This window comes from Micromonospora okii, assembly GCF_020884795.1.
Classification (GTDB): Bacteria; Actinomycetota; Actinomycetes; order Mycobacteriales; family Micromonosporaceae; genus Micromonospora; species Micromonospora okii.
In genome coordinates this window covers 131,873-145,439 of sequence record NZ_BBZF01000014.1, presented here as the reverse complement: position 1 = coordinate 145,439, position 13,567 = coordinate 131,873, and the positions used below count along the sequence as shown (strand labels likewise).

Sequence of the window (13,567 nt, the reverse complement as noted above, 5' to 3'; positions counted from 1 at the left end):
GACCGGCATGATCGGACAACTGCGCTCCACTGTGATCGACTGCCCCGACCCGCGCGCGCTCGCGGCGTTCTACGCCGAGCTGCTGGGCCTGTCGCTGTCGGAGGACGACTCCGACGGCGACGAATGGGTGGTGCTCGGCGGCCCGCCGGGGCGGCAGCCCCGGCTCGCCTTCCAGAAGGCGCCGGACCTGCGCCCGCCGACCTGGCCGGACCCCGAGCGGCCCCAGCAGTTCCACCTCGACGTCACCGTCACCGACATCGAGGCGGCCGAGAAGGCGGCCCTGGCGATCGGCGCGCGGCGGCTCGCGAGCCAGGACGAGGAGCGCTTCCGGGTCTACGCCGACCCGGTCGGCCACCCGTTCTGCCTCTGCTGGGACTGAGCCGTCCGCCCGCTTCGCCGGGCTGACCGCCCGTCCGCCTGCTCTGCCGGGCTGACCGCCCGTCCGCCTGCTCTGCCGGGCTGACCGCCCGTCCGCCTGCTCTGCCGGGCTGACCGCCCGTCCGCCTGCTCTGCCGGGCTGACCGCCCGTCCGCCTGCTCTGCCGGGCTGACCGCCCGTCCGCCTGCTCTGCCGGGCTGACCGCCCGTCCGCCTGCTCTGCCGGGCTGACCGCCCGTCCGTCGCGGTCGCCGGTCACGGCCCGCCCGCTCCGCCTTTGCTCCTCCCGGCGGGCGGGCGGCCCCGGCGCGACCGCTTCCGCCCGCTTCCGCCTGCGTTCCCGGCTGGTGTGGCGGCGGTTGCGCCGGCGGGGCATCATCGCCAGGATGATCGACTCCTCGCTCCGGCGGGCCTCCGGCTCGCTCTTCGGCCTCGCCTACGGTGACGCGCTGGGCCGCCCGACCGAGTTCCTGACCATCGCCGAGATCCACCGCCGCTACGGTCCGTCCGGCCCACGTGAGCTGGAGGGCGACCCGGCGCTGGTCACCGACGACACCCAGATGGCCCTCGCGGTCGGCTGGGCACTGCACGAGGCTCCCGCGCTGACCCCGGAGGCGGTCGAGCCGCTGCTGCGGCAGCGCTTCCTGGCCTGGGCGATCAGCCCGGACAACAACCGCGCCCCCGGGATGACCTGCCTGCGCGCCTGCGGCGAGCTGTCGCGGGGGGTGCGTTGGCAGGAGGCGACGGTCGCCGACTCGAAGGGCTGCGGCGCCAACATGCGGGGCACCCCGGTCGGGCTGCTCCCCGTCGACCTCGACACCCTGGCCGGGCTCGCCCAGCTCCAGGCCGGCCTGACCCACGGCCACCCGACCGGGCTGGCCGCGAGCGAGCTGACCGCGTACGCGGTGCGCCTGCTGCGCGAGGGCGCGGAGCTGGCCGAACTGCCGGGGCTGCTCACCGACCGGGCCCGGGAACAGCGCCGGGTCTACCGGGCCGACTGGCTCGGCGACCTGTGGCAGCGCCCCGGCGTCGACTCGCCGCAGGAGTTCATCGCCCTCGGCTGGGACGAGTGCCTGGCCGTCCTGGACCGGCTCACCGCCACGCTGACGCGCCCGGACGACGGCGGTGACCCGTGCCGGCGTACCGGGGAGGGTTGGATCGCCGAGGAGGCGCTGGCGACGGCGCTGCTGTGCGCGCTGTGGCACGCCGACGACCCGGTCGCCGCGCTGGCCCGGGGCGCCACCACCGCCGGTGACTCCGACTCCATCGCCGCCCTGGCCGGCGCCTTCGTCGGCGCGGCCCACGGCATGCCCGCCTGGCCCCCCACCTGGTCCGCCCAGATCGAGTACGCGGACCAGCTCACCGCCCTCGCCACCCCCCACGACTGACCTCCACCCCGTCGATCATGGGGTTGGCGGCACGACACGCCGGTGCGGGGTGCCGCCAACCCCATGATCAACCGGAGAGGTGGGGGAGGGTGCGGAGGTGGCGCCAGAGGTGGGGGGCCAGGTCGCCGGCGCGGTTGTCGAGAGCGGCCAGGGGGATGGGGATGGGTTCGGCGATGTCCAGGTAGCTGTCGTGGTCGGCGGTGGGGTCCCAGTCGCGGGTGGGTATGCGGACGTGGTCGTCCCGGTCGGACTTGTCCCGACTGGTGATCTTGAGCACGTCGACGCCGCGGTCGTCGACGCGCAGCACGAGGCAGGGGCGGACCTTCGAGCCGGTGCCGTCGGCGTACGGGACGTCGGCCCACCAGATCTCGCCCGGTCGGGGCGTGCCGGTGGGGGTGGTGGTCGGCTCGGCGCCGCGCGGGCGGGGCGTGGCGGTCGGGCGGCCGGGTGCCCCGGTGGTGGGCCGGCCCGGGCGGGCACGCCCCGGGCGGTCCCGCCCGGGGCGGTCGGAAGCGCGGTCCGGGCGGTCGGGGGTGCGGTCGGTGCGGGGGCGCTGCGGGCCGGTTCCTCCCCGGCCGGTGCGGGGGCGTCGCGGGCCGGGGCGTTCCGGGTCGTGGCTTCGCCCGCGCCACTCGCTCCACGCCCAGCCGGCGGCCACCGCCAGCAGGATCGCCGCCGCCCAGAGCAGCCAGTCCGGCATGCGCACCTCCGTCGTCCCCGGCGGCCCGCGGCGGGCGATCCGGCGGAGGCGGTGCCGCCGCGCCGGAAGGGCCCACCGGCCGCCGTCGTGCCGCGATCCTCGCACGTCGCGGGCGGGACGGCCGGTCGGGCGTGCCGGGTGGGCCGCGTATTGTCCGACCGGCCCGATACGGTGCGGGGGTAGCAGGATAACGGGAGGTCGTTAGCGGTGTCCGAAGCCGGCAGGGTGTCCGAGGAAGCCGTCCCCATGGAGACGACCCCCGCGCAGGAGGCGGCGGCGGGGGTGGAGCCGCCCCCCGAGGCGCGGGAGCGCCACGCCACCCTGAGCCAGGAGCTGACCGAGCACCAGTACCGCTACTACGTGCTGGACGCCCCGACGATTCCCGACGCCGACTTCGACCGGATGCTGCGGGAGCTGGAGGGGCTGGAGGCCGAGTTCCCCGCCCTGCGCACCCCCGACTCCCCGACCCAGCGGGTCGGGGGCACCTTCTCCACGGAGTTCACGCCGGTCACCCACGCCGAGCGGATGCTCTCGCTGGACAACGCCTTCGCCGACGAGGAGCTGGCGGCCTGGGCCGAGCGGGTGGAGCGGGACGCCGGCGGCCCGGTGCCCTACCTCTGCGAGCTGAAGGTCGACGGGCTGGCGATCAACCTGACGTACGAGAAGGGCCGGCTGGTGCGCGCCGCCACCCGGGGCGACGGGCGCACGGGCGAGGACGTCACGGCCAACGTCCGCAGCATCCGGGACGTGCCGGCCCGGCTGACCCCGTCGGCGGAGTTCCCCGACGTGCCCGAGTTCGTCGAGGTGCGCGGCGAGATCTACTTCCCGGTGGCCGCGTTCGCCGACCTCAACGCGGGCCTGGTCGAGCAGGGCAAGGCGCCGTTCGCCAACCCGCGCAACGCCGCCGCCGGCAGCCTGCGCCAGAAGGACCCGCGGATCACCGCGTCCCGGCCGCTGCGGCTGGTGGTGCACGGCATCGGGGCCCGGCGCGGCTTCACCCCGACGGCCCAGTCCGAGTCGTACGCGGCGCTGCGGGCGTGGGGCCTGCCGACCAGCGACCGCTGGCGGGTCGTGCCCGACCTGGCCGGGGTCGCCGAGTTCATCGCGTACTACGCCGAGCACCGGCACGACGTCGAGCACGAGATCGACGGCGTGGTGGTCAAGGTCGACCCGGTCTCCATCCAGGGCCGGCTCGGCTCGACCAGCCGGGCCCCCCGCTGGGCGATCGCCTTCAAGTACCCGCCGGAGGAGGTGACCACCAAGCTGCTCGACATCGACGTCAACGTCGGGCGCACCGGCCGGGTCACCCCGTTCGCCGTCCTCGAACCGGTCCGGGTGGCCGGCTCCACGGTCGCCCTCGCCACCCTGCACAACGCCCGCGAGGTGGAGCGCAAGGGGGTGCTGATCGGCGACACGGTGGTGATCCGCAAGGCCGGAGACGTCATCCCCGAGGTGCTCGGCCCGGTGGTCGACCTGCGCCCCGCCGACGCCCGGCCGTTCGAGATGCCCACCACCTGCCCGGCCTGCGGCACCCCGCTCGCGCCGGCCAAGGAGGGCGACGTCGACATCCGCTGCCCCAACAGCCGGAGCTGCCCGGCGCAACTGCGCGAGCGGGTCTTCCACCTGGCCGGGCGGGGCGCGTTCGACATCGAGGTGCTCGGCTACAAGGGAGCCGGCGCGCTGCTCGACGCGCAGGTCATCGCCGACGAGGGCGACCTGTTCGCCCTCGACGCCGAGCGGCTGCGCCAGTCGCCGTTCTTCGTGAACAAGGACGGCAGCCTCGGCAGCAACGCCACCAAGCTGCTCGACAACCTCGCCGTGGCGAAGGAACGCGACCTGTGGCGGGTGCTGGTGGCGCTCTCCATCCGGCACGTCGGCCCCACCGCCGCCCAGGCCCTCGCCCGGCACTTCCGCTCGATGGACGCGATCCGGGCGGCCACCGAGGAGGAACTCTCCTCGGTCGACGGCGTCGGCCCGACGATCGCGGCCAGCATCGTCGAGTGGTTCACCGTGGACTGGCACCGCGAGGTGGTCCGGAAGTGGGCCGACGCGGGCGTACGGATGGCCGAGGAGGCCGGCGAGGAGGGGCCGCGCCCGCTGGAGGGGCTGACCGTCGTGGTGACCGGCACCCTGAGCGGCTTCTCGCGGGACCAGGCGGCCGAGGCGGTGCAGACCCGGGGCGGCAAGGTCAGCGGCTCGGTGTCGAAGAAGACCGGCTTCGTGGTGGTGGGGGACAACCCGGGCTCGAAGGCCGACAAGGCGGCCACTCTGAAGGTGCCGATCCTGGACGAGGAGGGCTTCCGGGTCCTGCTCGACCGGGGCCCGGACGCGGCCCGCGAGGTGGCCCGCACCGCCGAGGAATGACCCGACCGGGGGCCGCGGCGGGCGTGGCGAACCTTGACCGCACTCGGCCGCGTATACCAACTTAATTACGACTCCGACCGATTCGTGGGCGTCATCTCTGAAAAGCGGCACCCAGGGCGTTTCATGGGTGCGTGCACGACGGGCGTGGGGCCCGCCGGGGCCGTTGTCCGGGAGGTGCGATGGAGCCCGCCGATCCGCGAAACTCCGTCCCGCCGGGGCGGGTGGCGCCCTTCTTCGGCTTCGTCGCCACGGTCGCCGCGCTGGCGCTGCTGGTCTCCGCCGGGCCGCTGGCCGCGCTGGCCGGCCGGCTCGGCGAGCTGCCGATGGCGTTCTGGACGATGGCGGTGCTCGCCGTGGTCTGCGACGCGCGGCCGTTCGTGCCGCCGGGGCGGCGGAGTCCCTCGGCGGTCTTCCCGTCCATCTGCTTCGCCTTCGCCATCCTGCTCGGCTGGGGGCTCGGCCCGGCCGTGGCGGTGCAGACGGTGGCCGTGGTCGTCTCCGGCTGGCGGACTGGGCACGCCCCCTGGCGCTCGGGCTTCAACGTCGCCCAGTACGCCTGCGCCCTGGCCGCCGCAGCGGCGGTCAGCGACGCCCTCGGGGCGGGCGGCATCTTCGGCGAGGGACGGCTGAGCTGGAGCGACGTGGCGGCGGTCGGCGGGGCCACCGCGGCCTGGTTCGCGGTCAACTACGGGCTGGTCACCGCCGCCGTGCGGCTGCGGTTCGGGGACCGCTGGTGGCCGGGCGCCCGGCCCCGCCTCGGCTACGAGCTGCTCTCCACCGGGTCGCTGCTGCTGCTCGCCCCGGTGCTGGTGGCCGCCGCCGGGGCCAGCGCCGCGCTGATCCCGCTGGTGCTGGTGCCGCTCTTCGCGGTCTACCGGATGGCGCGGCTCGCCCACGAGCAGGAGCAGCTCGGCGCGCTCGACCCGCTCACCGGACTGCCCAACCGCAAGGCGCTGCTGGCCGAGGTCGCCGAGCAGGTGCACCTGCACGCCGAGCGGGCCGCGAAGGGCGACCCGGACGCCCACCTGGCGCTGCTGCTGATCGACCTGGACCGGTTCAAGAACGTCAACGACGCGCTCGGCCACGCGGTCGGCGACCGGCTGCTGGTCGAGGTGAGCGCCCGGCTGGCCGGCGCGGTGGGGGAGCGGGACCTGCTCGCCCGCCTCGGTGGGGACGAGTTCGCCATCCTCAGCACCGGGCTGACCGGCGTGGACGCCGCCCGGGAGACGGCCGAACGGCTGGCGGCGGCCCTCACCGAGCCGGTGTCGCTGGACGGGCTGCCGCTCGACGTCGGCGGCTCCATCGGCATCGCGCTCTACCCGCAGCACGGCGAGGACTTCGCCACCCTGATGCGCCACGCCGACGTGGCGATGTACGACGCCAAGCACCGCAACGACACCGTCGCCGTGTACGCCGCCGAGTCCGACCACAACTCCGCCGAGCGGCTGGGGCTCCTGGCCGACCTGCGGCGCGTACTCGAGGCGGGAACGCCCGGCGCGGCGGACCGGGACGGGCCGGTGGGGGTGCGCGGCGGCGACGGCGCGGCGCTGCCCGCCCCCCTCGCCCCGGAGGCCGGCGACGGGGCCGGCGGGGGGCGGGCGCCGTCCGGCGGGACCGGGCGGTGGCGGGCGCGCCGGCACCGGGAGCCGGCCCACCCCGACGAGCTGATCAACCGGATCGTCACGGGCGCGGACCCGATCCGGCGGCGGGCCGCCGAGGCCGGGGCGGTATCGGTCGGCCCCCACGAACCGGCGGGGCCGGCCGGGGCGGCGAGCATCCGGCCCGACGAACCGGCGGGGCCCGCCGGGGCGGCGCCCGCCCGGCCCGACGAACCGGCGGGCGCGCGGGCCGGGGCGGGGCCGGCGGTCGGGGCAGGGCGGGCCGGGCCGGCGGCCGACGCGGGGCGGGCCGGGCCGGGCGCTGGCCGCCCCACGGCGGACGGGCCCGGCGACACCGGCGAGATCACCATGTACTACCAGCCGCAGGTCGCCATCGCCACGGGCGAGGTGGTGGGCGTGGAGGCGCTGCTGCGCTGGCGGCACCCGCGCCGGGGCATGGTCGACCCGGAGGAGCTGATCCGGGTCGCCGAGCAGAGCGCGGTGATGCGGCTGCTCACCCGCCGGGTGGTCGACGACGTGGTGGAGCAGCTCGCGAAGTGGTCGGCCGCCGGGATCAACCTGCGGGCCGCGCTCAACGTCAGCGTCCGGGACCTGCACACCGGCGAGATCGCCGACCAGGTCGCCGACCGGCTGGTCCGGTACGGGGTCCGGCCCGACCGGCTGCAACTGGAGATCACCGAGAGCGCGCTGATGGCCGACCCGCGCCGGGTGCTGGCCACCATCTCCCGGCTGCACGCCATCGGCGTCGCCATCGCGCTGGACGACTTCGGCACCGGGTACTCGTCGATGCAGCACCTGCGCCGGCTCCCGCTGTCCGAGGTGAAGGTGGACCGGTCGTTCGTCCTCGGGATGGCCGACGACGCCGACGACGCCGCGATCGTCCGGTCGATGATCGAGCTGGCCGGGGCGCTCGGGCTGCGCGTCGTCGCCGAGGGCGTGGAGGACGAGCGGACCTGGCGGCTGCTGCACGCCGCCGGCTGTGACCTGGCGCAGGGCTGGTTCTACGCGCGGCCGATGCCGGCCGCGGAGCTCGCCGCCTGGCTCGCCCGGTACCGGCCGCTGCGGCCGACCCCCAGGGAGGCGGAGAGCCACCCCCGCCAGTCCCGCTGACCCGGGCCCGAGCGGGGCGGAGGGGGAGTCGAGGACGCCCGGACCGTGCTGGACAATAGACTCGCTCCGGTCACCGGGCGTCATCGCCGTACGGGCGCGCCGGGCACCGACAGACGCAGCAGGACAGCCACGAAGGGGGCACTGATGGCCGCCATCTCCCGCGAGGAGGTCGCGCACCTGGCGCGACTGTCGCGGCTCGCCGTCACGGAGGAGGAGCTGGACACCTTCGCCGGCCAGCTCGACACGATCCTCCAGGCGGTCGCCCAGGTCGGCGAGGTCGCCGCGGCGGACATCCCGCCGACCTCGCACTCCGTGCCGCTGACGAACGTGCTGCGCGAGGACGTCGTGGTGCCGGGCCTCACCCCGGCGGAGGCCCTGTCGGGCGCGCCCGACGCGGAGGAGCAGCGGTTCCGCGTTCCGCGGATCCTGGACGAGGATGTGGCGTCGTGACCGACCTGACCAAGCTGACCGCCGTCGAGATCGCCGGCCTGGTCGCCGGCGGGGAGACCTCCGCCGTCGAGGTGACCCAGGCGCACCTGGACCGCATCGCCGCCGTCGACGACCGGGTGCACGCCTTCCTGCACGTCGACACCGAGGGGGCGCTCGCCGCCGCCCGCGCCGTCGACGAGCGCCGCGCGGCCGGCGAGGAGCTGGGCCCCCTCGCGGGCGTGCCGGTCGCGGTGAAGGACGTGCTGACCACCAAGGGCGTGCCGACCACCGTCGGGTCGAAGATCCTCGAGGGCTGGCGTCCCCCGTACGACTCGACGATCGTGCAGCGGCTGCGCGCCGCCGGCACGGTGATGCTCGGCAAGACCAACATGGACGAGTTTGCCATGGGCTCCTCCACGGAATACTCGGCGTACGGGCCGACCCGCAACCCGTGGGACCTGGACCGCATCCCCGGCGGCTCGGGCGGCGGCAGCTCGGCCGCCCTCGCGGCGTACGAGGCCCCCCTGGCCATCGGCTCGGACACCGGCGGCTCGATTCGCCAGCCGGGCGCGGTCACCGGCACCGTCGGCGCGAAGCCCACCTACGGCGGCACCTCCCGGTACGGCCTGGTGGCGTTCTCCTCGTCGCTGGACACCCCCGGCCCGTGCGCGCGTACCGTGCTCGACGCGGCGCTGCTGCACGCGGCCATCGGCGGCCACGACCCGCGCGACTCCACCTCCATCCCCGCGCCGGTGCCCGACGTGGTCGCCGCCGCGAAGCTCGGCGCGACCGGCGACCTGACCGGCGTGCGCCTCGGCGTGGTCACCGAGTTCTCGGGCGAGGGCGCGGAGCCGGGCGTGGTCGCCGCGTTCCGCGAGTCCGTCGACGCCCTCGCGAAGCTCGGCGCGGAGATCGTCGAGGTCTCCTGCCCGCACTTCAGGTACGCGCTGCCGGCGTACTACCTGATCGCCCCCAGCGAGTGCTCCTCGAACCTGGCCCGCTTCGACGGCGTCCGGTTCGGCCTGCGGGAGGGCGACGACGGCAACCGGTCCCTCGAGGAGGTCATGTCGCTGACCCGGGACGCCGGCTTCGGCCCCGAGGTCAAGCGCCGGATCATGCTCGGCACGTACGCCCTCTCCTCGGGCTACTACGACGCCTACTACGGGCAGGCGCAGAAGGTCCGCACGCTGATCACGCGGGACTTCACGGCCGCGTTCGAGCGGGTCGACGCGCTGATCTCGCCGACCACGCCGTTCGTGGCGTTCCCGATCGGCGCGCGCACCTCCGACCCGTACCAGATGTACCTGGCCGACCTGTTCACCATCCCGACCAACCTGTACGGCGGGCCGGGCATCTCGGTGCCGTGCGGGCTCTCCGAGGGGCTGCCGGTCGGCCTTCAGGTGATGGCCCCGACGATGGCGGACGACCGGATGTACCGGGTCGCCGCCGCGCTGGAGTCCGCCGTCGGCACGTTCACCCCACCGGCACTGTGAGGCAGGAGCACCGATGACTACGACACTGCCGGCGTACGACGAGGTCGTCGCCCGCTACGAACCGGTGATCGGCCTGGAGACCCACGTCGAGCTGGGCACGAACACCAAGATGTTCTGCGGCTGCCCGACGGACTTCGGCGGCGAGCCGAACACCCGGGTCTGCCCGGTCTGCCTCGGCCTGCCCGGCTCGCTGCCGGTGGCCAACAAGGCGGCCATCGAGGCGACGATCCGGATCGGCCTCGCGCTGAACTGCTCCATCGCCGACTGGTGCCGGTTCGCCCGGAAGAACTACTTCTACCCGGACATGCCGAAGAACTACCAGATCAGCCAGTACGACGAGCCGCTCTGCGTCGACGGGTACCTGGACGTCGAGGTGAACGGGGAGCTGGTGCGCATCGGCGTCGAGCGGGTGCACCTGGAGGAGGACACCGGCAAGACGCTGCACGTCGGCGGGGCCACCGGCCGCATCCACGGCGCGACCGAGTCGCTGGTCGACTACAACCGGGCCGGCATCCCCCTCGTGGAGATCGTCACCAAGCCGGTCCCCGGCACCGGGGCGCTCGCGCCCGAGGTGGCCCGCGCGTACGTCGCCGAGCTGCGCGACGTGATCCGCTCCCTCGGCGTCTCCGACGTGCGGATGGAGGAGGGCTCGCTGCGCTGCGACGTGAACACCTCCCTCAACCTGCCCGGCGAGGAGTGGGGCACCCGCACCGAGACGAAGAACGTCAACTCGCTGCGGTCGGTGGAGCGGGCGGTCCGCTCGGAGATCCTGCGCCAGGCGTCGGTGCTCGACGGGGGCGGCCGGATCACCCAGGAGACGCGGCACTTCCAGGAGGACACCGGGGACACCCGGCCGGGCCGGTCGAAGGAGACCGCGACCGACTACCGGTACTTCCCCGAGCCGGACCTGGTCCCGCTCGCCCCGGACGCCGCCTGGGTGGCCGAGCTGAAGGCGGCCCTGCCGGAGCTGCCCAGGCTGCACCGCCGCCGGCTCCAGGCCGACTGGGGCCTCTCCGACGCGGACATGCAGTCGGTGCTCAACGCCGGCGCGGTCGAGCTGATCGAGGCCACCGTCGCCGCCGGGGCCACCCCCGCCGCCGCCCGCAAGTGGTGGCTGGGCGAGCTGTCCCGGCGGGCCAACGAGGCCGGCATCGAGCTGGCCGACGTCGGGGCCACCCCGGGCCAGGTCGCCGAGCTGCAGAGCCTGGTCGACGCTGGCAAGCTCAACGACAAGCTGGCCCGCACCGTCCTGGAGGGCGTGGTGGGCGGCGAGGGCTCGCCGACCGAGATCATGACGAACCGGGGCCTGGAGGTCGTCTCCGACACGGGCGCGCTCACCGCCGCCGTGGACGAGGCGATCGCCGCGAACCCGGCCATCGCCGACAAGGTCCGCAGCGGCAAGGTGGCGGCGGCGGGCGCGCTGGTCGGCGCGGTCATGAAGACCACGCGCGGCCAGGCCGACGCGAAGACCGTCCGCGACCTGATCCTGGAGCGCCTCGGCGCCTGAGATGGTAAGGAAGGGCCCCTTCTTAACGCATTCTGCATAGGAAGGGGCCCTTCCTGACACCCCGCCCCGCGCCGCAGCCGACCCAGCCGCGCGCGCCCCGCACCGCACCCCCCGCACCGCACCCCCGTAACGGGCACCCCCCCGCACCCCTCGTGAGGGCGTCAACGGAGACGCCCGGATGGAGTCACCGTGAACCAGCACGACCTCGACGTCCTCGACGAGATCCAGCGGCGGGTGCTCTGGCTCGCCACCCGCATCGTCGACGCGGCCAACCACGACCGGGACACCGGCGACGGGGTGAAGGTCGGCGGCCACCAGGCGTCCAGCGCCTCGCTGGTCACCGCGATGACCGCCCTGTGGTTCGCCCACCTCGACGCCGAGGACCGGGTCGCGGTGAAGCCGCACGCCTCGCCCGTCTTCCACGCCATCCAGTACCTGCTCGGCAACCTCGACCGGTCGTACCTGCCGAGGCTGCGCGCCCGGGGCGGCCTCCAGTCGTACCCGTCGCGGACCAAGGACCCCGACGGCGTCGACTTCTCCACCGGCTCGGTCGGCCTCGGCGCCGCCGCCCCGCTCTTCGCCGCCGTCACCCGCCGGTACGTCGACGCGCACTTCGGCGAGCGCCCCCACTCCCGGTTCGTGGCCCTGATCGGCGACGCCGAGCTGGACGAGGGGAACATCTGGGAGGCCGTCGCCGACCCGGCCACCACCGGGCTGGGCAACGTGATGTGGCTGGTCGACTTCAACCGCCAGTCCCTCGACCGGGTCGTCCCCGGGGTGCGGATCAACCAGTGGCGCGGCCAGTTCGAGGCCGCCGGCTGGCACGTCGTCGAGGTCAAGTACGGCCGTCGGCTCGCGCAGGCGTACGCCCGGCCGGGCGGGGAGGCGCTGCGCGACTGGATCGACGCGATGCCCAACGAGCAGTACCAGTCGCTGTTCGGCCTGGCCGGGCCGGCGCTGCGCGCGCGGTTCCTCGACGGCGCGCCGGCCGGGATCGCCGAGCTGATCGCCGACACCCCCGACGACGAGCTGGGCCCCCTCGTCACCGACCTGGGCGGGCACGACCTCGCGGCGATGCTCGACGCGTACGCCCAGTGCGACGCGGTCACCGACCGGCCCAGCGTCGTGTTCGCGTACACGGTGAAGGGTTGGGGTCTGCCGATCGCCGGCAATCCGCGCAACCATTCGGCGCTGTTGTCCACCACGCAGGTCGACGCGCTGCGCGCCGCGCACGGCCTGGACCCGGCCACCGAGTGGGACCGCCTCGACCCGGCGACCCCGGCGGGCATCCGGGCCGGCGAGCGCCGGGAGGCGCTGTCCCGCGCGCCCCGCACGCGGGCGCTGCCGGTCACCGTCCCGGAGACCACGGGGGTACGGGCGAACAAGCCCGTCTCCACGCAGGAGGTCTTCGGCCGGGTGCTGGTGGACCTGGCGCGGGACCGGAGCGTGGCCCCCTACCTGGTCACCACCGCCCCGGACGTGGCCACCTCCACCAACCTCGCCGGGTTCATCAACAAGACCGGCGTGTTCGCCCCCACCGAGCAGCGTTCCTGGTCGGAGGACCGGATGCTGCGCTGGACGGAGAGCCCGTCGGGGCAGCACATCGAGCTGGGCATTTCGGAGATGAACCTGTTCCTGCTGCTCGGGCAGCTCGGCCTCTCCTGGGACCTGTCCGGGCAGCCGCTGCTGCCGGTCGGCACGGTCTACGACCCGTTCGTGCTGCGGGGCCTCGACGCGTTCCTGTACGGCACGTACTCCGGCTCCCGGTTCGTGGTCGCCGGCACCCCGTCGGGCGTGACCCTCGCCCCCGAGGGGGGTGCGCACCAGTCCACGATCACCGCGTCGGTGGGGCTGGAGCTGCCCGGCGTCACGCTGATCGAGCCCGCGTACGCGACGACCCTCGACTGGCTGCTCTGCGACGCGCTCGGCCAGATCGCCGCCGGGGACGCGCCGGCCAGCACCGCCGCGCCGACCGAGGACGGGGCGTACTACTTCCGGCTCAGCACCCGCCCGATCGACCAGGCCCCGTTCGAGGCGGCCCGCGCCCGCCTCGGCGACGCGGTGCTGCGCCGGCAGGCGGTCGCCGGGGCGTACCGGCTGGTGGACGCGCACGAGGCGCACCCGGAGCTGGCCGACGCGCCGGTGGTGCAGCTCGCCGCGTCGGGGGCGGTGCTGCCCGAGGTGCTGGCCGCCGCCGCCGAGCTGGCCGAGGAGGGCGTGGCCGCGCACGTGGTCGACGTGACGAGCCTGGACCGGCTGTACCGGGCATGGCAGCGCACCCTGCGCCAGGGTGTGCGCACGGCCACCGTGCCGAGCGTCCCGGGGGCGCTGCGGTCGGCGTTCGCCGACCGGGTGCCGGTGGTGACCGTGCACGACGCCGCCTCGCACGCGATGGCGTGGCTGGGCTCGGCCCTCGGCGCGCCGGCTGTGCCGCTCGGGGTGGACGAGTTCGGCCAGTCGGGCAGCGTCCGCGAGTTGTACGAGCTGCACGACCTGCTGCCGGGCAGCATCGTCAACGCCGCCCTGGCGGCCCTGTCCCTGCGCTGACCGCCCCGCCCCCGCCCCGCCCGGTGCCTCGGT

General features: G+C 75.1%; 9 protein-coding genes. 8 read left to right on the top strand and 1 reads right to left on the bottom strand.

What is annotated here, in order from left to right; translation table 11 throughout:
• Window positions 1-7 precede the first annotated feature (7 nt).
• Both LPU43_RS07215 and LPU43_RS07210 read left to right on the top strand, forming a co-directional pair.
• Window positions 8-379 (top strand): VOC family protein, encoded by a 372-nt coding sequence (locus LPU43_RS07215; RefSeq protein ID WP_229399876.1) that lies wholly within the window; start codon window positions 8-10, stop codon window positions 377-379.
• A 384-nt stretch (window positions 380-763) separates the two neighbouring features.
• The gene (locus LPU43_RS07210; RefSeq protein ID WP_229399471.1) at window positions 764-1,765 is read left to right on the top strand and encodes an ADP-ribosylglycohydrolase family protein; all 1,002 of its coding nucleotides are present in this window, start codon (window positions 764-766) and stop codon (window positions 1,763-1,765) included.
• A gap of 67 nt (window positions 1,766-1,832) precedes the next feature.
• On the opposite strand, the gene LPU43_RS07205 is transcribed toward LPU43_RS07210, so the two are convergent.
• A complete protein-coding gene (locus LPU43_RS07205) occupies window positions 1,833-2,465 on the bottom strand; it encodes a type II toxin-antitoxin system PemK/MazF family toxin (protein ID WP_229399470.1) in 633 nt (210 codons plus the stop codon).
• A 246-nt stretch (window positions 2,466-2,711) separates the two neighbouring features.
• Here LPU43_RS07205 and ligA point away from each other — a divergent pair, with 246 nt between their 5' ends.
• The 6 genes from ligA to LPU43_RS07175 all read left to right on the top strand — a co-directional run bounded on the left by ligA (window position 2,712) and on the right by LPU43_RS07175 (window position 13,534).
• The gene (gene ligA / locus LPU43_RS07200; RefSeq protein WP_373321667.1) at window positions 2,712-4,829 is read left to right on the top strand and encodes an NAD-dependent DNA ligase LigA; all 2,118 of its coding nucleotides are present in this window, start codon (window positions 2,712-2,714) and stop codon (window positions 4,827-4,829) included.
• A 179-nt stretch (window positions 4,830-5,008) separates the two neighbouring features.
• Window positions 5,009-7,558 (top strand): putative bifunctional diguanylate cyclase/phosphodiesterase, encoded by a 2,550-nt coding sequence (locus tag LPU43_RS07195; RefSeq protein WP_229399468.1) that lies wholly within the window; start codon window positions 5,009-5,011, stop codon window positions 7,556-7,558.
• 144 nt (window positions 7,559-7,702) lie between these two features.
• Complete coding sequence (gatC, locus tag LPU43_RS07190; RefSeq protein WP_007075103.1) at window positions 7,703-8,008, top strand: Asp-tRNA(Asn)/Glu-tRNA(Gln) amidotransferase subunit GatC; 306 nt, start codon at window positions 7,703-7,705, stop codon at window positions 8,006-8,008.
• Window positions 8,005-9,480, top strand: coding sequence for an Asp-tRNA(Asn)/Glu-tRNA(Gln) amidotransferase subunit GatA (gatA, locus tag LPU43_RS07185; RefSeq protein ID WP_229399467.1), 1,476 nt, complete (start codon window positions 8,005-8,007; stop codon window positions 9,478-9,480). The genes gatC and gatA overlap by 4 nt, the downstream gene beginning before the upstream one ends.
• A gap of 13 nt (window positions 9,481-9,493) precedes the next feature.
• Window positions 9,494-10,987, top strand: a complete 1,494-nt coding sequence (gatB, locus tag LPU43_RS07180) for an Asp-tRNA(Asn)/Glu-tRNA(Gln) amidotransferase subunit GatB (RefSeq protein ID WP_229399466.1) — start codon at window positions 9,494-9,496, stop codon at window positions 10,985-10,987.
• Between the two features lie 189 nt (window positions 10,988-11,176).
• Window positions 11,177-13,534, top strand: coding sequence for a thiamine pyrophosphate-binding protein (locus LPU43_RS07175; RefSeq protein WP_229399465.1), 2,358 nt, complete (start codon window positions 11,177-11,179; stop codon window positions 13,532-13,534).
• Window positions 13,535-13,567 lie beyond the last annotated feature (33 nt).